Origin of the sequence: Nocardia sp. NPDC050412 (assembly GCF_044458825.1) — a bacterium.
Classification (GTDB): Bacteria; Actinomycetota; Actinomycetes; order Mycobacteriales; family Mycobacteriaceae; genus Nocardia.
In genome coordinates this window covers 269,390-289,014 of sequence record NZ_JBITIJ010000001.1, presented here as the reverse complement: position 1 = coordinate 289,014, position 19,625 = coordinate 269,390, and the positions used below count along the sequence as shown (strand labels likewise).

Here is a 19,625-nt window from a genome sequence, read left to right as displayed (position 1 = left end):
CAACCCCACAGATTCCTCGGCCGCAGCCACGGTCCTCTGCACCGCTAACCACCGAGCGAATCGGTATATGCGCTACCCGACGGCGCTTCGCACCAGCCAACGCGAGACCCCTACGCTCGCGAGTGCAGCAGGCCGCCGCCGCGTTGACCGGACAGCACCAGCAGCCCGCGCAACTCCGCGGTGGTCGACGAGCGCCCGATACTCCCCGGCGCCGCCGCGGGTGCGGGTGCACTGCGCGCCCCGATCGAACCGGCCAACGCCCGGCGGCGATTCGCACCGCTGACGTGGGATTTCGATGCGTGCGAGAACAGCAGATCGGCGAATTGGGTGGCGGCGGGCTCGCACGGTCCGGGGCAGCGGGGCTCAGCCGAGGCGGCGGGGGCCGGAGTCGAAGCGGCTGGGTTGGCGGCCGAAGCGGGCTCGGGCGTAGAGGATCGCGGCGGCGTTGGCGGAGGCGAGGACGGGGTCGAAGGACAGTTCTCGCATTTCGGGGAGGTCGTCGAAGAGGGCCGAGACGCGTTGGACGAGTTCGACAAGGGCGGGTTTGTCGACGCGGGGGCTGGCGGGGGTGCCGGAGAGGAGAGGGGCGGCGCGAGGGGCGTCGATGAGGGCGCTCGCTTCGTCGGCCGTGAGTGGGAGGGCGCGGTAGGCGCGGTCGCCGAGGAGTTCGATGATCATGCCGGAGAGGCCGAATTCGATGACCGAACCGAAGGACGGGTCGTCCTGCACCCGCAGCACACAGCCAACACCGGGGGAGGCCATCTTCTGGATGTGCACGGCCGGATCACCGCACAGTTCCACCAGATGCGCATAGGCTTGGCGAACGGCCTCCGGGCGCCACAGGTCCAAACGAACCCCGCTGAGATCCGGTCGGCGCCGCCACATTTCGCCGGTCGCCTTGGCCGCGACCGGATAGCCGAGTTCCTCGGCCGCCGCCACCGCCTCGTCGGCGCTGCGGACCTCGCGGAATTCGACGACGTGAATCCCGTAGCAGTCCAATAGATCGACGGCTTCCAGGTCGGTGAGCCAACGCCCGTCGGATTCGGCCATCCAGCCCGCGACCAGCCGCTTGGCCCGTTCCGCGTCGATACCGGCCGGACGCACTACCGTCGACACCGGTTTCGTGCGCCACTGCGCGTACCGATGTGCCCTGGCCAGCGCCCGTGCGGCGCGCTCTGGATCCGGATAGGACGGTATCGAGCCGCGCACCGCTGTACCGGCCGGACCACGCATGGCCAGCAGGTTCGGAATCCCCTGCTCGGCGACGAAAGTGGTGAGAATAGGTTTCGCCGCATCGGGTACGGCCGCCGCGGCCTCGCGAATGGCATCGGCGAATCCGGCCATCCGCAGCGGCACCGGCGGCGCGAAAACCACGATCACCGAATCGATCTCGTCCGAGCGCAACGCGGCGACCACCGCATCCAAGTAGGCACCCGGCGTCGCGTCCGGTCCCAGGCTCACTGGATCGCCGATCGACTGCTCGTCCACCACACGCTCGGTCGGGCGCGGGCGTCGAACGCCGTCGTACGGCACCGTGGCGGGACGTCGAACCTCGAGCCCCTCACCGCGCGCGGCATCGACGGCCAACCAGTTCAACGCCGCGCTATTGCCGATCACAGCGACCCGCGGACCCGCGGGCAGCGGCTGATAACCCAGCAGCGCCGCACAGTCGAACAGTTCCGAAATAGAGTCGACCTGAACGATTCCCGACTGCACGAACAGGTCGCGCACGATGGATCGATCCATATCCCCGGTCGGCTGGGACCGCGCTGCCAAACGTCCACTGCTCACCGCGACGATCGGTTTACTCCGCGCGACCCGACGCGCGATCCGGGAGAATTTGCGCGGATTACCGAAGCTCTCCAGATACAGCAGGATCACATCGGTGGCGGAGTCGGTGTCCCAGTACTGCAGCAGGTCGTTGCCGGACACATCGGCGCGATTGCCCGCCGAAACGAAGGTCGACAACCCCAGATTGCGTGCGGCAGCTTCACCGAGGATGGCCGCACCCAATGGACCGGACTGACAGAAGAATCCGATGCGCCCGCGCCCGGGCAGCACCGAGGCCAGGGTCGCGTTCAAGGAAACCGAGGCATCGGTATTGGCGATGCCGAGCGCACTCGGCCCGACCACCCGCATCCCGTGTCCGCGCACCGCGGCTACCAGCTCGTGTTCGGCGACCACACCATCTTCGCCGGTTTCCGCGAAGCCCGCGGTGAGCACCACCAATCCCTTGACGCCCTTGGCCATACAGTCGTCCAGAACCGAACTGATCGCCTCGGGTGGCACGGCAACCACCGCGAGATCCACCTCATCGGGAATATCGCGCACCGTCGGGTACGCCCGTACCCCGCGCACCGATCGCCGATTCGGATTGACCGGGAAAACCGGCCCCTGGAACATTCCGGACAGCAAATTGGCCAGGATCACTCCACCGACCCGGGCCGGGCCCATGGTGGCGCCGATCACCGCGACCGAACGCGGCGCGAGCAGATTGCCGACACTGCGCGCCTCCGAGGCGCGCTCACGCGAATCCCGCACCGAGAGCAGAGCTTCGGTGGGATCGATGGCGAATTCCAGATGCAGCACCGAACCGTCCCTGGCGCGCTCCACCTGGTAGCCCGCGTCACGGAATACGGTGACCATCACAGTGTTCTCCGCGAGCACCTCCGCGACGAACGTCTCGATCTTGTTCTCCGCGGCCGCGCCCGCCAGATGTTCGAGCAGAATCGATCCGAGTCCGCGTCCCTGGTGTTCGTCTGCCACCACGAATGCGACTTCGGCGGCGCGTGGTCCGATGCGGTCGGTCAGCAGTTCATAGCGGCCGACCGCGATGATCGCCTCACCGAGGACCAGCAGCAGTCCGACCCGGTCGTGGTGGTCGACGTGGGTGGAGCGGTACAGATCCTTGGGCGAAATGCGCGGGTACGGACCGAAGTAGCGCAGATATCGGGAACGATCCGACAGCGCCGCGTGGAATTCCTGCAGCCGCTCGGCATCATCGGGCGTGATCGGGCACAGTCGCACCACGCCGCCGTCGGAGGCCAGTACATCGGCGAACCAGTGCTGCGGCGGCGGTGGCGGCACCGCGGGCGTGCTCGGGGAGTCCGGGACGGGTGGGTTCTCAGTCACGGGGGTCCTCCGGATCCAGGCCGAGCAACCCGAAGGTGGCTCGGCGCGTGGCCAATACGGCCATATCGATTGCGCGTTGCGCACGGTCGGTGCGCGCGTCCCCAGTTTCCCCGGTGCCGCCGGGACCATCCCATGGGTGGTAGGCGGTGTTACCACCGTCACCCATGGTGCGCGGCGGATCGACGGTCGGCGCCGCGGATCGGATCATATCGATCCAGTCCTGCGGCACCGCGGTTTCCGGTGCGATGGTGCGGTCCAGCGCAGTCGCCAGCAGATGCGTCCAGGCGCGCGGCACCACCCGCACCAGGCCGTAGCCACCGCCACCGACGGCGAGCCAACGGCCTTCGGCGTATTCGTCGGCCAGATCGCGCATGGCGATGAAGGCGGCGCGTTGCCCGTCGACGGTCAGTTCCATATCGGCCAGCGGGTCCTCGCGATGAGTGTCGACACCGCATTGGCTCACCACGATCTGCGGACGGAAGGCCGCGAGCGCACCGGGCACGATCGCGTGAAAGCCGCGCAGCCACTGGGGATCTCGGGTGCCCGGCAGGACCGCCAGATTGATCGCGGTGCCCTCGGCAGCACCGTGGCCGGTCTCCTCCGGCCAACCGGTATTGGGCCACAGGGTGGCCGGATGCTGATGAATCGAGATCGTCAGTACCCGGGGGTCGCCGTAAAAGGCGCGCTGCACACCGTCGCCGTGATGCACGTCGACATCAAGGTAGGCGATCCGGTCGAATCCGTTGTCCAGCAGCCAGGAGATGGCCACGGCCGCATCGTTGTAGATACAGAATCCCGCCGCCGAATCCGGCATCGCGTGGTGCATGCCGCCGCCGATGCTCACCGCGCGCCGGGTCCGCCCGTGGGCGATCTCGCGCGCGGCGGTCAATGTGCCGCCGACGATCACCGAGGCCGCCTGATGCATCCGCGGGAATACCGGATTGTCCGGTGAGCCGAGGCCGTACGGAGGTGCGAGCGGCGCACCCGCGGGCGGTGTGGCGTGTTCGACGGCTTCGATGTAGTCCGCGGTGTGGATGCGCAGCAAATCGGACACTTGGGCCCGCTCGGGCACCAATCGCTCGACACCGTCGAGTAATCCGAGACTTTCCGCCAAGGCCATGGTGAACTGCAGGCGCGCCGGTTTCATGGGATGCTCCGGCGTCCACGCGTAGTCGAGGAAACGGTCGGTCCAGACGACGGTCCCGGATCGCGCCTCGAGATCACCTTCGTCGAGCGGCGCGGACTGTTCGCCGTGCGGTGCAGTGGCCATGCTCGCAACGCTACGCGGGAAGGTAACGGCCCCGTTGGACGTTCGTATGCAGTAGAAATACAAGCAAGAGCGAACACGGTGACAGGCCGTGCGCCGACAGAATTCCCACAGCGCAGTCACGGGTGTAGCGCGAAACCACGCGGCACGCGGGGGTGCCGACGTGCGTGGGTAGAATTCGTGCCGACGAAGGGGTAACAGGTGAAGGATCTGGTCGACACCACGGAGATGTACCTCCGTACCATCTACGACCTCGAGGAAGAGGGCGTGGTGCCCCTGCGTGCGCGCATCGCCGAGCGCCTCGAGCAGAGTGGCCCGACGGTCAGCCAGACCGTCGCGCGGATGGAACGCGATGGTCTGCTGCTGGTCGCCGGTGATCGCCATCTCGAACTGACCGACAAGGGCCGCAGCATGGCGGTCGCGGTCATGCGCAAGCATCGCCTCGCCGAGCGGCTGCTCGTGGACATCATCGGGCTCGACTGGCAGAACGTGCACGCCGAGGCGTGCCGCTGGGAACACGTCATGAGCGAGGATGTCGAGCGGCGACTGGTCGAGGTGCTCAACCACCCGACGACCTCCCCCTATGGCAACCCGATTCCGGGGCTGGACGAGCTGGGCATCATCCCGTCGAGCGGCGCCGACGAAACCCTGGTGCGGCTGTCGGATCTGCCGCACGGACAGGTGCATGCCGTCGTGGTGCGTCGCCTGGCCGAGCACATCCAGACCGATCCTGAGGTCATCGGCCAGCTGCGGGAGGCGGGTGTGGTGCCCGACGCCCGTGTGACGGTCGAGACCAAGCCCGGTTCGGTAGTCATCACCGTGCCCGGCCACGAGGGTTTCGAGCTCTCGGACGAAATGGCCCACGCCGTCCAGGTGAAGTTGGTCTGAGGCGTGAAACTTCTGGTCACGGGTGGCGCGGGCTATGTCGGTGGCGTCTGCGCGCAGGTTCTGCTCGAATCGGGGCACGAGGTCGTGGTGGTCGACGATCTGTCGACCGGCAATGCCGAGGGTGTGCCCACCGAGGCGCGGTTCGTCGAGGGTGATGTCGCGGTCGCCGCGCCCGCACTGCTCGAGGCCGAATCCTTCGACGGTGTCCTGCATTTCGCGGCGCAGTCGCTGGTCGGTGAGTCGGTGCTGCAGCCGGAGAAGTACTGGCACGGCAATGTGGTGAAGACGCTCGAACTGCTGGAGGCGATGCGGCGTACCGAAACGCCGAGGCTGGTCTTCTCCTCGACCGCAGCCGTATACGGCGAACCCGAACAAGTGCCGATCACCGAGGATGCGCCGACCCGGCCGACCAACCCCTACGGTGCCTCCAAGCTGGCCATCGACCACGCCATCACCTCCTACTCGATCGCACACGGCTTGGCCGCGACCAGCCTGCGCTATTTCAACGTCGCGGGCGCCTACGGCGGCCTCGGCGAAAACCGGGTGGTGGAAACCCATCTCATCCCCCTGGTGCTGCAGGTCGCCCTCGGTCATCGCAAGGCGATCTCGGTCTTCGGCACCGACTGGCCCACCCCCGACGGCACCGCGGTCCGTGATTACATCCACATCCGCGACCTCGCCGACGCCCACCTGCTGGCCCTCGGCTCCGCGGAATCCGGCACCCATCGCATCTTCAATCTCGGCAGCGGCACCGGTTTTTCGGTCCGTGAGGTGATTTCGGCCTGCGAGCGCGTCACCGGCCTGCCCATCGCCGCCGAGGACGCACCGCGCCGTGCCGGCGACCCGGCCACGCTGATCGCGTCCAGCGATCGCGCCATCACCGATCTCGGTTGGCAGCCCAAGCACAACGACCTCGACGAAATCGTCTCCGATGCCTGGGAATTCCTGCGCAACCTCGGTCCGCTGGCACACAGCGCGAAGTAAGCCAGCTCACTATCGAGCGCGGTCACATGGTGGTGCTGTACTTGCCGCAACCACCATGTGACTCGCCGGCTCACCTCTGACCGCCCGAGTACGGGCTCACCGGACAACCGGCCCCAGGTCGATGCCGAGGTCCGCGGCAATACCGAGCCCGCAGTAGGCAAGGCGGCGCAGCGTATCCGGGCGCATCCCGGTGCGTAGGGAGATCTCGAGCAGACTCGCCATGGAATGGGCGGGATCGGCTTCGAGAGCCGCTTGCAGCGCGATGCCTGCGAGCGGCCCGTCACCGCGGATATAGGCGCTGTAGCCGAGAAGTGTTGCGGCGTCGGCACGGTCGCTGCCCGACAGCGCATGTGTCAGTACCACCCACAGGGTTTCGGCTGGGGCCGCGTGGGCTCCGACCGCCAACCCGAACAGTGAGTCGCGCACTGTCCGATCGCGCAGTGCCGCGGCCAGTTCCGCGTACTCCTGGGCGGCGAGGGCCACACCGGAGTCGATGTTGGCGATCTGCCACAGCATATGTTCGAGCGCCCGCCGGTGATATCCGTCGGGATCACCGCGCCGGACGGCGGCCGCGTACCGCTCGTGCGCGAGTGCCCGGGCGCTGTCGAGATGGACCGCGACCTGTTGCGCCAGCTCCTCGTCGGGTGCGACCAGATCGGTCAGCTCCGAGCGGGTGCCCCGGATCGGTCGCCCTTCGAGCACATGCGCCACCGTCACCATCGATGTCGCCGGATCCGGCAGCGTCCCACGGTGATTCACATCGAGCAGACTCCACCACCGCTGCTCCGCCTCGATGGCGCGCACCGCCCAGGCACCCTCGAGGTATACCTCGGCCCGCGCCAGTCGCCGCGCGAACGCCGCGATGAGCGTGCCCCACGGCCCGGTACTCCCCACACCGTTTCGGCGCGTGCGTCGCGGTTCGCGCGCCCGGTCATCGACGACTACCGCGAGTACTTCCGTCGCCCCCTCCGCGGCACAGATATGCGAAACACACTCGGCATACGCCGCTGCGAGGCCGCGCCGACTTCCACCCTCCTGATCCAAATCGAACCGCACCACCGCATCGATGATCGGACTCTGCTCCGCATCGGTGGCGCCGCGCAGCACCGCCACCACCAGCGACCGCTCCGGCACGAATCCGACCATGGCGGGCACCGCCACAATCAATTCACCGGGATCGTCGACATGCAGCGAATCCCCCGGAATCCGATCCCCGAATTCCGGCGGCGGTTCCGCACAGATACCCGGGCGCAACTCTTTCCCGAAACCACGTGTGCACTCCGGCGATTCGTCGTCGACATCCGGGTCGAAGAAGGACATCGAATCGAATCGGGCCGAGACCTCATCCACGGGCCATGTGCGATATGCATGCGCCCCAACGCTATCGCCCGCTGGTTCAGCGAAACGCGACGCACAGGCAATGTCACTCGAATCCGTGATGTCATTCGGCTCGTCGACTTGTGGACTTTCCGATGGCTGGCCGATTCGCGCACCGCGGCCTGTATCCGCATCGTCACGCGGATGCGCGACGTCGCGTAGACCCGAGTCGCCGAAACGCGGCGGGTGCGCGGATTTGCGGAGGTGAACGGCGGGGCTCGGGCAAAAACCGGTGCGCTGCGATGCACCATCACCTGGATCTCCGAGGGCGGGAGCGGCGTTCGTAGAAGTCGTCATGCATCGAGGGTGCGCTTACCCACCGCGAAGCCCGGGACGCTGACCTGGGGATATCGCGGGACCGAATTACTCTGTGGAAAACACTTGGATTGTGGACGAATCGGGAATCGGGGACCAGAACGGCGGGGACCATGTCGGTGCCATCTGCTACCGTCCGGCTGCGAGCTCCAGCTGCCATTCGGTAGAACCCACGGCATTCACCCCCGCTTGACCTTCCGCACCGCCGTCGTGAACAGCTCGTCCAACGCCGCGGTATCGGGCTTCGCATCGCCGAATGTCATGTACGTCACCGTGATTCGCACATCGGCGACCTGCCCGGTCAGCGTCCGCATCGACTGCGTCACCCGCGCCGCACTCACCTGTGGCGCCACTGTGCGACGCAACGCGAGCGTGTCGTCAGCATCGATCGGGGGCGGCTGCTGCAATTCGGTGGTCACTGTCGTTATCGCACCCGCCCGGCTCACGTGCACCTGCTGACACCGCTTCAACTGCTCACGCAACACCGACAACGGCTGTCCGGTTCTGGTCAATTCCACGGTCATCGTGGCGCGCGTCTGGTTGTCGGTACCCACCACGATGGCCGTCTGATTCGGACCGAATAGCTGAGCGGGCGGGACACACCCATCGGGTTGCACCGTCGAACCGCGCCCGACCCCGGTCAGATCCCCCGCCGCCTGCGCGGCCGCCTCCGCCGGAAGCACCACGGCATCGTAGTCGACCGGGAACTGCCCGGGATCGGGCAGCAGCGTCGAAAGCTGTGCCGCCACATGCTGGGTCACGGTATTCGGCTCGGACCCAACCGGATGTCCGGTCACCGTCGACGCGCAGCCGGCGAGCAGCACCATAGTCGCGGCCAGGGGCACCCAACCCGATACCCCGAATCCGCGTGGTCCCCTGCGCGTCGAATTCGGTACAGTCACCGCTTCACTGTGCCAAACTCCCCGCACCCGCCCGCGATGCCACGCCGATTCTCGGAGTGACCGGGAATGTGCGGGGTACCGCCGATGTTGCCCTGTCTTATGGGTCGGTGTCGCCCGTGGCAACGTGTGTCGGAGCCATGGGGGACAATGGACAGTGGTTGACCGCCGCGAATTGCCCAACAGGCCTGTGAACCTGGAAGCTCGCATCGGTGAACCGCGCAGGAAGGAGATGCGATGGAGCACGAGTCGCGAATGTACGAGTTGGAGTTCCCCGCTCCGCAGCTGTCGAACGACGATGGCTTGGGTCCGGTCCTGGTACACGGACTGGAGGGCTTCACCGATGCCGGACATGCGGTGCGGCTGGCCACGACGCACCTGCGCGAGAGCCTCGAGAGCGAGCTGGTCGCCTCGTTCGATGTGGACGAGCTGCTGGACTACCGCTCGCGTCGTCCGCTGATGACGTTCAAGACAGACCACTTCTCGGAGTACGCAGAACCCGAGCTGAATCTGTGGGCGCTGCGCGATACCGCGGGCACCCCGTTCCTGCTGCTGTCCGGCCTGGAACCGGATCTGCGCTGGGAGAAATTCACTACCGCGGTGCGGCTGCTCGCCGAACAGCTCGGTGTGCGGCGCAGCATCGGTCTGAGCGCCATCCCGATGGCGATCCCGCATACCCGCCCGCTCGGCATCACCGCGCACTCCTCCGACCGCGATCTCATCGCCGACCATCAGCGCTGGCCGGGCGAACTACAGGTGCCAGGCAGCGCTTCCTCTCTGCTGGAGTACCGCATGGCCCAGCACGGCCACGAATCCGTCGGTTTCTCGGTGCACGTGCCGCACTACCTCGCGCAGACCGCCTACCCGGAGGCCGCGCAGACTCTGCTCGAGCATGTCGCCGACAACGCGGGACTGGAATTCCCCCTGGCCGCGCTGGGTGAGGCCGCCGCGCGGGTGCGCGAACAGGTCAACGAGCACATCGCCGGCAACTCCGAGGTCGAGACCGTGGTGCACGCGCTCGAGCGCCAGTACGACAGCTTCGTCACCGCTCAGGAACGTCAGTCGAGCCTGCTGGTCGGCGACGGTGAACTGCCCAGCGGCGACGAATTGGGCGCCGAATTCGAGCGCTTCCTGGCCGAGCAGGGCGGCTACGAGGGTGACAAGGGCGACGAGGGCGAACAGTCCAACTGACCCGATCACCCTGACGGAGCCGTAGACGGCTGCCCGTAGGGTGGTCGGAGTGGATCTGACCGAACTGCTCGATATACCGGGAACCGACGCCGACGCACTCTACGAATCCTTCGGGGCGTGGGCGGCCGAGCAGGGCACCCCGCTTTATCCGGCACAGGACGAGGCGCTGCTGGAATTGGCGTCCGGATCCAATGTCATCTTGGCCACCCCCACCGGGTCCGGTAAATCTCTTGTCGCGGTCGGCGCGCATCTGTTCGCGCTGACGCGCGGCCTGCGCACGTACTACACCGCGCCCATCAAAGCCCTGGTCAGCGAGAAATTCTTCGCCCTGTGCGACGTTTTCGGCGCGGACCGGGTCGGCATGGTGACCGGTGACGCGGCAGTGAATCCGGAGGCGCCGATCATCTGCGCCACCGCCGAGATCCTGGCGAATATGGCGCTGCGCGAGGGCGCTGCCGCCGATGTCGGCCAGGTCGTGATGGACGAATTCCATTTCTACGCCGATCCGGACCGCGGCTGGGCCTGGCAGGTACCGCTGCTGGAACTTCCGGGCGCCCAATTCCTGCTGATGTCGGCCACTCTCGGCGAGGTCGATTTCTTCGCCGCCGATCTGGAACGTCGCACCGGCAATTCGACCGCCATTGTCGCGGGCACCGAACGTCCTGTCCCGTTGAGCTTTTCCTACGCGCGCACCCCGATCACCGAAACCCTGGAAGATCTCGTCACGACCAACCAGTCACCGGTGTACGTCGTGCATTTCACCCAGGCCGCCGCATTGGAACGCGCCCAGGCGCTGACCAGCGTCAACTTCGCCACCCGCGCCGAAAAGGACGCCATCGCAACGGCGCTGGGCGATTTCCGCTTCTCCTCCGGCTTCGGCAAGACCCTGTCCCGGCTGATCCGCCACGGTATCGGCGTACATCACGCGGGCATGCTGCCCAAGTACCGCCGACTGGTGGAACGCCTGGCCCAGGACGGTCTGCTGAAGGTGGTGTGCGGCACCGACACCCTCGGTGTCGGCATCAACGTGCCGATCCGCACGGTATTGCTCACCGGCCTCACCAAATTCGACGGTGTGCGCACCCGCAGGCTCAAGGCCCGCGAATTCCATCAGATCGCGGGCCGCGCGGGCCGGGCCGGCTACGACACCATGGGCACCGTCGTCGTGCAGGCGCCCGACCACGAGGTGGAGAACACCCGACTGCTGGCCAAGGCGGGCGACGATCCGAAGAAGCAGCGCAAGGTGGTGCGCCGCAAGCCGCCGGAGGGCTTCGTCTCCTGGAGCGAGGAGACCTTCGACCGACTCGTCGCCGCCAGCCCCGAACCGATGGTGTCGCGCTTCAACGTGACGAACTCCATGCTGCTCAATGTGATCGCCCGCCCGGGCAATTGCTTCGACGCCATGCGCCATCTGCTCGAGGACAATCACGAGCCGCGCCCCGCACAACGTCGCCATATCCTGCGCGCCATCCGCCTGTACCGCGCGCTGCGCGACGCGGGTGTGGTGCAACAGCTTCCCGAGCCCGACGCACAGGGCCGCCGCGCCAGACTCACCGTCGACCTGCAGCGCGATTTCGCCCTCGACCAACCCCTGTCTCCCTTCGCTCTCGCCGCACTCGAGCTGCTCGACAAGGACGCCCCCGGCTACACCCTCGACGTCATCTCCCTCATCGAATCGACACTCGAGGATCCGCGCCAGCTGCTCATGGCCCAGCAGCACAAGGCCCGCGGTCAGGCGATCAACGAGATGAAGGCCGACGGCATCGAATACGACGAACGCATGGAGCTGCTGGAAGAGGTCACCTGGCCCAAACCGCTGGCCGAGCTGATCGAGCCCGCTTTCGAGACCTACCGAGCCGGGCATCCCTGGATGTCGGAATTCGCCCCGTCCCCCAAATCGGTTGTCCGCGACATGATCGAACGCTCGATGACCTTCGCCGAGCTGATCTCGCATTACGAACTGGCCCGCTCCGAGGGGGTGGTGCTGCGCTATCTCGCCGACGCCTACCGCGCGCTGCGGCGTACCGTCCCGGAATCGGCGCGCACCGAGGATCTCGACGATATGACCGAATGGCTGGGCGAGCTTGTGCGCCAAGTGGATTCGAGTCTGCTCGACGAATGGGAGCAGCTCACCAATCCAGGCGCGGAGACCGATGCGGATCAGCTCGCCTTCGGCGCGGAATCGGTGCGGCCGATCTCGGCCAATGAGCGTGCGTTCAAGGTGATGATCCGCAATGCCATGTTCCGTCGCGTCGAACTCGCCGCGCTGCGCCGCTGGGAGGCCCTCGCCGAGTTGGGCACAGGCCCGGACTGGGCGGCCGAATTGACGCCCTACTTCGACGAGTACGAGCGCATCGGCACAGGCCCGGACGCTCGCGGTCCGCAACTGTTCCAGGTGGAACAACGCCCCGGTTTCTGGCAGGTGCGCCAGGTGCTCGACGATCCCGCCGGGGACCACGGCTGGGCACTCGCGGCGGTGGTCGATCTGGCCGAGTCCGATGCCGCGGGCGAGGTCGTATTCGACGAGGTCACGGTAGTCGCGGGGTGATCATGATCAAGGTGTCGTCAACGAGTTGGTTACCAGGGGCATCGCGCTGATACTCTCTCGCGCGGTGCCCGAACGACGGCCAACCCCCAAACGACGGAGAGTTCCCTTAGATTGACCGGTTCAAACCTGCCCGAATCGCCCTATCTGGCCATCCACCCAGAGCGGGTGCGCGAGAACTACCGCGCGCTCCAGGCCGCGGTACCCGGAGCCCGAATTCGCTTCGCGGTCAAGGCGAGTCCGGTCCCGGAACTCATCGGTCTGCTCGACCGTCACGGCGCGGAGTTCGACGTCGCCAGCGTCGGTGAGATCGAACTGTGCCTGCGCGAGAGCGTCGACCCGGCCCGTATGTGCTACGGGAACCCGATCAAGAAAGCCGCCCATATCGCCGCCGCCTACGCCGCGGGCGTGCGCCGCTACGCCTTCGACACCGAGGATGATCTGCTGCGCATCGTCGAGCACGCGCCGGGCTCGGAGGTCGAGTGCCGGTTCCTGTCCTCGGCGCCGCAGTCGACGACGCCCTTCGGTACCAAATTCGGCTGCTCTCCCACCGAGGCGCTGCGCCTACTGGTGCGCGCACGCGATCTCGGATTGATCGTCGGCGGTCCCTACTTCCATGTCGGCTCCCAGCAGACCGACCCGAGGGCCTGGCGCGTCGGTATCGAACAGGCGGGCCGCATCGTGGCAGCGTTGGCGGACAAGGATATTCCGGTGCGGTCGGTGAATATCGGTGGCGGCCTGCCCATTTCGTACGTCGAGGCGGCGCCCGCACTCGACGATATCGGCACCGTCATCGCGGCCGCCACCGCCGAATTCCTACCCGAGACCGCCGGACTCGTCATCGAGCCCGGCCGCGCGCTCGTCGGTTCGGCTGGCACCATTCACGCCGAGGTCATCAGCGTGCGCATAGCGCCGGACGGACGGCGCTGGGTGTATCTCGACATCGGCCGCTACAACGGCATGGCCGAGACCGAGAACGAGTACATCGCATACCGCTTCGTCACCGAACGTGACGGAGATCCCGTGGACGAGGCGGTGGTGGCCGGACCGACCTGCGATGGCGACGATGTACTGTATCAACGCACGAAGGTCCTTCTTCCGACCTCGTTGCGAGCCGGTGATCGCATCCAGATCCTCGATACCGGCGCCTATACCGCGAGTTATTCGTCGGTGTCCTTCAATGGTTTTCCGCCCTTGACCGTTCATGTCTCGGGCGCTGAGCGAGAGTGAGTTTGCCCATGACGGCGGAATTCACCGGCTGGCATGTGCTGGCCGAGTTCGGTGGTGTCGACGCGACCCTCTGCGACGACCTCGAACGACTCGAATCGGCGTTGCGCGAGTCTCTGATCGCCGCGGGCGTCACCATCTGCGATGTCGTACACAAGAAGTTCGATCCGCAGGGGGTGACTGTCCTCGCGCTGTTGTCGGAGTCTCACGCCTCGATTCACACTTATCCGGAGTCCGGCGACATCTTTGTCGACGTATTCACCTGCGGAAGTATCGGCGCCGGCGCGTCGAAGGCTGTCGAACTACTGCGAGATAAGTTGTCTCCCAAGAATGTTCGCATGCAGGTCATCCAGCGCGGGCACGGCTCGACGCGGATCGAGGAACCGGTGGGCAATGGCCTGACCCGCATCTGGGATCTGCACGAGGTCATCGTCGATACCCACACTCCGTTCCAGCACATGGTGATCGCACGCACCGAACAGGGCATCAGCCTGTTCTCCGACGACGATCGCCAGTCCACGGAGTTCTCCCAGCTGACCTACCACGAGGCGATGATGGTCCCAGCCTTCGCGCTGGCCGCGAAGCTGGACAAGGTGCTGATCATCGGTTCGGGTGAGGGTGTGGCCAGCCAGATGTCGGTCGCCGCGGGTGCGACGCTGGTGGATCACGTCGATATCGACCAGCGCGAGGTCGAATTGTGCGCCGAGCACCTGCCCTACGGCTACACCAGCGATGAACTGGCCGCCGCGGTGAAGGGTGCGGGCCCGGTCAAGGTGCACTACGCCGACGGCTGGGACTTCCTGGCCAACGCGACCGAGGCGGGTACCCGCTACGACGTGATCGTCATCGATCTGCCCGATGAGCGGGTCGAGGACGCGCAGCACAACCGGCTCTACGAGTCGGAGTTCCTGTCGCGATGTCAGGCACTGCTCGCGCCCGGCGGCGTACTCAGCGCACAGGCCGGATGCGCGACGATGTGGCGCAACGAGACGCTGAAGCGGTCCTGGAAGCGCTTCCACGAGCAGTTCGATACCGTGGTGCAGTACGGCAGCGATGAGCACGAGTGGACATTCCTGTTCGGGTTGAATGACCGGATCGATGACCCGGTGCAGGCGATGACCGATCGGCTGGGCACGCTGCCCTACCGCGCCGAAACGATCGATGCGCGGGCGCTGGTGCGTGGCGCGATCGAACCGCACGCGCTGCGGGTTTAGCGGTAGCCTCGAATCGCACCGGCTCCCAAAGGATTTCCCGTGAGTCGGTGCGATTCGACCGAATACTGCCCGCCCCGCTCTCCGGCGCGCTGCCGGGGCTGATCGCCGCGGCCGCAAGCTGAGCGATTGTCAGCGTGCCGGGTGGTCAGTAAGTGCAGAGCTGATACCAGTTGCCCGAACGGGTGGGCGTGCCGACAGCAGCATTATTGCGGAAGTACAGCCCGGCGTCCTTCACATACGGAATAGCGAGATCAATCTTCGCGCGCCGGTAGATCACATGACGGTCATCGACCGAGACGATCTGCGCATCCTCCATACCGGCGAGGAAACCGCTGAAGGAGTGCGTGTGATTCTCGCTCGAGATCCTGCCGTCTTGCACGATCGCGACCTGATTCGTGATCGCGGTGAACGACCCCCACCCGTTCACCGTGCCCGCACAGGAACCGGCGTGCGCACCGGCCCCCGCTGTGGCGGGACCAGCGCCGGCAATCAATCCGAACGAGAATCCCCAGCGCAACAAGAGCTTTCATGAGCACAGCCTGCGCAATATGGCTTGCGGAATCCTTAACGGTTGCGACCGTGAGGCATTACGCGGACCTTCCCGAGATGAACCCGCCGTCGACGGGGAGGATGTGGCCGGTGGTGAAGGCTGCGTCCGCGAGATACAGCACCGCTGCGGTTGTTTCGCTCACCTCACCGATTCGATTGAGCAAAGCCAGTCGGCCCGAGGCACTTTCGTCGCCGTCACCGAACAGCGGAGTGCGGATGATGCCGGGTGCGACGGCATTGACTCGGATGCCGTCGGCGGCGAGTTCCGCGGCCAAGCTCGTCGTCAGTGCGTGAACGCCACCCTTGCTGACCAGCGCCGCCGATGCGGGCAGCCCCGCGAGCGCGTGGTTGATCAGCACTGTCCCGATATTCACAATGCTGCCAGCACTTTTCTGCGCTCGCAGCTGACGCACGACGGCCTGTGTGGTGAAGTAGGTCCCCTTGAGGTTCCCGTTCAGGTAGCCGTCCAGATCCGCCTCGGTGACGTCGACGAACGGCTTCGCGCCGAAGATCCCGGCGTTGTTCACCAACACATCCACTCGACCGAACCGCTCCACCGCAAGGCGAACCAGCTCGGAACCCGTTGTAGGCCTAGCGATATCACCAGCGAATGCCGCCAACTGTGAGGGCGCGCCCAACGAATCCGCCACCGTCGCGAGCTTGTCCGCATCCCGTCCGTTGAGCACGACATTGTCGCCACGCTCCACGAAGGCCCGAGCTATACCGCGCCCGATCCCACTGGAGGATCCGGTGATGATGACCGTCTTGACCATATTCTTCTCTCTTCCTCGTGATACTCACCGATACGACCGGTCGTCTTGGAATGGATACACGGCCACGCAGGACGGCAATACCCACGGGTCAGACCCGAAAGTAGTCATCCAGCAGTCGACGCAAACACTTGTGCAACGGTTCGAGCGAGCGCTCGATCTTCATCCTGAGCACCGCACCCTCCCAGGACTCCAGTAGCAGATCGGCCAATTCTGTGGCGTCGATATCGTCGCGAATCATCCCGAGCTCCTGCGCCCGCCGTAGCGCCGCCGCCACCCCGTCCCGCCAGGAATGCCAGGCCACCGCCAAGGATTCGCGCAGGACCGCGCTGCCCTCGAGTTCCCCGCCGAGGTTCGCGATCAGGCATCCACCGGTGAACTCCGCCCGCACGAAGTCATCCATGAGCCGTCCGAAGAACGCTCGCAATCCGGCGACCGGATCCGGCGAACTCCCGAGCGCCTCGGCCAGATTCCGCTGCACACACAGCGAATGGTGGTCGATTATGGCCTGCCCGAAACTCTCTTTGCTATCGAAGTAGTTGTAGAACGACCCCTTCGGCACTCCGACCGCATCCAGGATCTGCTTGATACCTGTCCCGTGATAGCCGTTCGTCAGGAAGCCGGCAGCACCGTGCTCCACCAGAAGCTGCCGAGTGTCATCGCTGCGTCGGGGTCGCGCCATCACATTAATATATGACCGGTCGTCTTGGAATGGCAAATCTTGCCGTGCTTCAGAGCAGTCTGCGCCACTCGGCGCACCGAGCCACGAACGCGCCCAAATGCTCGGCGGCAAAGCGCTCGGCATACCAATTATCCTGCGCGACAACGGAAGTCCACACATACGTCCACGCCGACGTGGCCGGACCCGGCTGAACCCGTCGCAACTCGTACTCGTCATCCTCGAACGCATCCAGCACCGCCCACTCCCCCGCGTCGAGCCCCGACAGCACGACACCTCGCGCAACCCCACCCGCGGCGGGCACCAACCCGGGATACACCCGCCCCGGCAGTGCCGCCACCCGCCACCCGGTCAGCTCCGCCGCCACCAATTCCGGACACCGCCCGATCAACTCGCCCAATACTTCCGGAAACTGCAATGTCCCGTAGACGAACAGCTGATCACCGTTCGCGATAGCGCGACCCAGCCGCTCGGTGCCACCCGAGTTATCCACCACGAACCCTTTCGAACTGCCCACCAGCGGAGATTACGCCCGACGAGCTCGCGCAATCAGCCCGACACCGACGCCTGCTACCGGGAATTCGGCGTGCGAACGCGTACCGTGCCACTGGAGCCGATACGCCCGCGGGGCCGCGACCGCCCGCACGCCGCTACAGGAAGGCACCCATGATCCGGCGCACGCTCGCGGCGGGTATTGCCGTCGCCATCGTTTCGGTTGCCCTCGCCGGGTGCACGACCGCACCCGACGGTCGGCCGCAGGCAGATCGGCTGCGGGATGAGCTCGGCGCCATGCCGGGCGTGGAAAACATTTCCGTCGACTACTCCAACGACTTCACCCGGGGCACCTACCTGGACTTGGACCTATCGATGCGTGCGGCTTCCGAAGCCCAGGTCGCGGAGGTTGTCTACCGGATCAATACCATCAAGCAGCGCGACTTCGACTCCTACCAGCAGTCGACCGAGATCATCGTCGGCGATCGACTCGAGTTGAAGCTGGGCGCCGAGTTGGACCCGCATCGAATCGCTGCCCGCACCCACGAGCTCCGCCAACTCGACACGAGCCTCCCCGGTGCCGCCATCACCTGGACCACCTCCGGTTTCGAGATCGAAAAGTCTCCGCCCACAACGGATTCCCTGGCAGCCGTGCGCACCGTCCTCGGCAACGATCCGACGCAGGTCACCATCCGGCCCGCCGACCGGCAGCCGGTCTGGACCGTCGACTTACCATTCGGCACCCAGCAGGAACAGGACATCCAGACCCTGCTGACCGGGCTCCCCATACCCGTCACTTTCGTCCGCATCATCAACGGGCATATCGCGAATCTCTCTGTCGGAGTCCACAGCCCGGATACCGCTTATCAGGACCTGACCGCGGTCATCGCCGAAACCCGGCCGACACCAGACCATCCGATGGACCTACGTTGGAACTGGGGTAGCTACTCGCCCGACAAACAATTCACCGGAAGCGTCCAGGTCGCCGGATGCTCCGATCAGACCACCGCCGCCGACGCCCACCCCGAGCACTACCTCACCCCCGAGGCCATAGCCCTGCAGCGTCGACTCCGCACCGAATTCGAAACCTGCAATTAGCGTCTTCATGTGGCACCTTTTGCGCAGTAGTTGAACCAGGCGTGGGTGGGCGCCTTGTCGTCGATGGTGGGCGGGGTCACCTGGCACGGTGTGCCTACAAGAACGCGTCGACATTGCGCGCACACCAATCGGCGAACGTACGCGGACTCCTGCCGAGCAGCTCAGGCACTGTGTCGGTGCGAAACCCCACCGTATCGGCGCGCATCAACTCGAACCCCTCGATGATCGCCGCCGCCAGCGCTGGTGGCGCGCCGCCCGGGTAGCGGGATTCCAACGCCTCCTGCGGTGTGGCCGCCTCGTGCACCTCGATGGCGCGGCCGATCGTGCGGGCGATGGTCGCGACTTGTTCTGCGACAGTGTAGGTTTGCGAACCCGTGAGGGTATAGGTCATGCCGTGGTGACCGTCACCGGTGAGGACCTCGGCCGCCACCGCGGCGATATCGGCAGGGTCGATCGGGGCGTAGCGGCCGGGTCCGGTCGGGTCGAGGACCGCGCCGCCGGAGCCGATCGCCGGCGCCCACGCCAGCGCATTCGTCATGAACCCACCGGGCCGCAGCACGGTCACCGGTATGCCGGATTCGGCGGCGACCTGCTCGCGCTCGCGATGCCAACGCCCCATGGCCGGTACCGGATCGCCCATCGCGTTGAACGACGACAACTGCACGATATGCCGCACTCCGGCCGCTCGCGCCGCGTTCACCGCATCGACCGTGTGCTCCAGGCCGATGCCGGGCACCAGCAGGAACAGCGCATCGGCACCGTCGAATGCGGGCGCGAGTGTCGTCGGATCGTCTAAATCGCCGACGATCAACTCACCCCGGTCCGGATCCGAGACGCGAGCCGGATCGCGCACGAGGACACGGAATTCCGCATCTCTGGCAGCGAGTTCGCCGACGAGTTCACGACCGATATTTCCGGTGCCACCGGTGACCACTATCATCAGATCTCCACATCGTTAGCCGTCTAATGAAGTCGAACGTTAGACGGCTAACGATCCA

The 19,625-nt window shown here is 66.0% G+C and carries 17 protein-coding genes; 8 read left to right on the top strand and 9 right to left on the bottom strand.

The features are described 5' to 3' along the window. Window positions 1-363 precede the first annotated feature (363 nt). Both ACIBI6_RS01310 and ACIBI6_RS01305 read right to left on the bottom strand, forming a co-directional pair. Window positions 364-3,132 (bottom strand): GNAT family N-acetyltransferase, encoded by a 2,769-nt coding sequence (locus tag ACIBI6_RS01310; RefSeq protein ID WP_396954972.1) that lies wholly within the window; start codon window positions 3,130-3,132, stop codon window positions 364-366. Further along, window positions 3,125-4,402, bottom strand: a complete 1,278-nt coding sequence (locus ACIBI6_RS01305) for an acetoin utilization protein AcuC (RefSeq protein WP_396954971.1) — start codon at window positions 4,400-4,402, stop codon at window positions 3,125-3,127. Before ACIBI6_RS01305 ends, ACIBI6_RS01310 begins: the two co-directional genes overlap by 8 nt. 198 nt (window positions 4,403-4,600) lie before the next feature. On the opposite strand from ACIBI6_RS01305, the gene ACIBI6_RS01300 reads away from it, so the two are divergent. Both ACIBI6_RS01300 and galE read left to right on the top strand, forming a co-directional pair. Beyond that, window positions 4,601-5,287: an iron dependent repressor, metal binding and dimerization domain protein gene (locus tag ACIBI6_RS01300; protein ID WP_364351947.1), complete on the top strand. Its 687-nt coding sequence runs from the start codon at window positions 4,601-4,603 to the stop codon at window positions 5,285-5,287. A 3-nt stretch (window positions 5,288-5,290) separates the two neighbouring features. Then, window positions 5,291-6,271 carry a UDP-glucose 4-epimerase GalE gene (gene galE, locus ACIBI6_RS01295; RefSeq protein ID WP_396954970.1) on the top strand — a complete coding sequence of 327 codons (981 nt, stop codon included), beginning with the start codon at window positions 5,291-5,293 and terminating at the stop codon, window positions 6,269-6,271. A 96-nt stretch (window positions 6,272-6,367) separates the two neighbouring features. Here galE and ACIBI6_RS01290 read toward each other — a convergent pair whose 3' ends face one another. Continuing rightward, on the bottom strand, window positions 6,368-7,621 hold the full coding sequence (locus tag ACIBI6_RS01290; RefSeq protein WP_364351941.1) for a DUF4192 domain-containing protein: 1,254 nt from the start codon (window positions 7,619-7,621) through the stop codon (window positions 6,368-6,370). An 18-nt stretch (window positions 7,622-7,639) separates the two neighbouring features. Between ACIBI6_RS01290 and ACIBI6_RS01285 the strand changes: the two genes are divergently transcribed. Next, the gene (locus tag ACIBI6_RS01285; RefSeq protein ID WP_364351938.1) at window positions 7,640-7,810 is read left to right on the top strand and encodes a hypothetical protein; all 171 of its coding nucleotides are present in this window, start codon (window positions 7,640-7,642) and stop codon (window positions 7,808-7,810) included. Between the two features lie 332 nt (window positions 7,811-8,142). Here the strand turns inward: ACIBI6_RS01285 and ACIBI6_RS01280 are convergent, their stop codons facing one another. Then, on the bottom strand, window positions 8,143-8,865 hold the full coding sequence (locus tag ACIBI6_RS01280; protein WP_396954969.1) for a sensor domain-containing protein: 723 nt from the start codon (window positions 8,863-8,865) through the stop codon (window positions 8,143-8,145). Window positions 8,866-9,099: 234 nt separating this feature from the next. Between ACIBI6_RS01280 and ACIBI6_RS01275 the strand changes: the two genes are divergently transcribed. The 4 genes from ACIBI6_RS01275 (at window position 9,100) to speD (ending at window position 15,039) form a co-directional block, all read left to right on the top strand. Then, complete coding sequence (locus tag ACIBI6_RS01275) at window positions 9,100-10,053, top strand: PAC2 family protein (protein WP_364351932.1); 954 nt, start codon at window positions 9,100-9,102, stop codon at window positions 10,051-10,053. 49 nt (window positions 10,054-10,102) lie between these two features. Then, entirely contained in the window at window positions 10,103-12,601 is a 2,499-nt protein-coding gene (locus ACIBI6_RS01270; protein ID WP_396954968.1) for a DEAD/DEAH box helicase, read from the top strand. A gap of 126 nt (window positions 12,602-12,727) precedes the next feature. Beyond that, on the top strand, window positions 12,728-13,828 hold the full coding sequence (locus ACIBI6_RS01265; RefSeq protein ID WP_396955249.1) for a type III PLP-dependent enzyme: 1,101 nt from the start codon (window positions 12,728-12,730) through the stop codon (window positions 13,826-13,828). 8 nt (window positions 13,829-13,836) lie between these two features. Then, window positions 13,837-15,039 (top strand): adenosylmethionine decarboxylase, encoded by a 1,203-nt coding sequence (gene speD, locus ACIBI6_RS01260; protein WP_396954967.1) that lies wholly within the window; start codon window positions 13,837-13,839, stop codon window positions 15,037-15,039. 145 nt (window positions 15,040-15,184) lie between these two features. On the opposite strand, the gene ACIBI6_RS01255 is transcribed toward speD, so the two are convergent. From ACIBI6_RS01255 to ACIBI6_RS01240, 4 genes are all read right to left on the bottom strand, one after another. Continuing rightward, a complete protein-coding gene (locus ACIBI6_RS01255; RefSeq protein ID WP_396954965.1) occupies window positions 15,185-15,532 on the bottom strand; it encodes a hypothetical protein in 348 nt (115 codons plus the stop codon). A gap of 94 nt (window positions 15,533-15,626) precedes the next feature. Further along, entirely contained in the window at window positions 15,627-16,361 is a 735-nt protein-coding gene (locus ACIBI6_RS01250) for an SDR family NAD(P)-dependent oxidoreductase (protein ID WP_396954964.1), read from the bottom strand. An 88-nt stretch (window positions 16,362-16,449) separates the two neighbouring features. Then, entirely contained in the window at window positions 16,450-17,040 is a 591-nt protein-coding gene (locus ACIBI6_RS01245) for a TetR family transcriptional regulator C-terminal domain-containing protein (RefSeq protein ID WP_396954963.1), read from the bottom strand. Window positions 17,041-17,089: 49 nt separating this feature from the next. Further along, window positions 17,090-17,554: a gamma-glutamylcyclotransferase family protein gene (locus ACIBI6_RS01240; protein ID WP_364351914.1), complete on the bottom strand. Its 465-nt coding sequence runs from the start codon at window positions 17,552-17,554 to the stop codon at window positions 17,090-17,092. 149 nt (window positions 17,555-17,703) lie between these two features. Here ACIBI6_RS01240 and ACIBI6_RS01235 point away from each other — a divergent pair, with 149 nt between their 5' ends. Next, window positions 17,704-18,627 carry a hypothetical protein gene (locus ACIBI6_RS01235; RefSeq protein WP_396954962.1) on the top strand — a complete coding sequence of 308 codons (924 nt, stop codon included), beginning with the start codon at window positions 17,704-17,706 and terminating at the stop codon, window positions 18,625-18,627. Between the two features lie 94 nt (window positions 18,628-18,721). Here the strand turns inward: ACIBI6_RS01235 and ACIBI6_RS01230 are convergent, their stop codons facing one another. Next, a complete protein-coding gene (locus ACIBI6_RS01230; protein ID WP_364351908.1) occupies window positions 18,722-19,567 on the bottom strand; it encodes an NAD(P)H-binding protein in 846 nt (281 codons plus the stop codon). Window positions 19,568-19,625 lie beyond the last annotated feature (58 nt).

Bases quoted from the DNA above. Each gene is read 5' to 3' on its own strand.
- speD (WP_396954967.1), top strand. From the start codon at position 13,837: ATGACGGCGGAATTCACCGGCTGGCATGTGCTGGCCGAGTTCGGTGGT.
- ACIBI6_RS01305 (WP_396954971.1), bottom strand. From the start codon at position 4,402: ATGGCCACTGCACCGCACGGCGAACAGTCCGCGCCGCTCGACGAAGGT.
- ACIBI6_RS01235 (WP_396954962.1), top strand. From the start codon at position 17,704: ATGATCCGGCGCACGCTCGCGGCGGGTATTGCCGTCGCCATCGTTTCG.
- ACIBI6_RS01285 (WP_364351938.1), top strand. From the start codon at position 7,640: ATGCGCCCCAACGCTATCGCCCGCTGGTTCAGCGAAACGCGACGCACA.
- ACIBI6_RS01230 (WP_364351908.1), bottom strand. From the start codon at position 19,567: ATGATAGTGGTCACCGGTGGCACCGGAAATATCGGTCGTGAACTCGTC.
- ACIBI6_RS01250 (WP_396954964.1), bottom strand. From the start codon at position 16,361: ATGGTCAAGACGGTCATCATCACCGGATCCTCCAGTGGGATCGGGCGC.
- ACIBI6_RS01275 (WP_364351932.1), top strand. From the start codon at position 9,100: ATGGAGCACGAGTCGCGAATGTACGAGTTGGAGTTCCCCGCTCCGCAG.
- ACIBI6_RS01245 (WP_396954963.1), bottom strand. From the start codon at position 17,040: ATGGCGCGACCCCGACGCAGCGATGACACTCGGCAGCTTCTGGTGGAG.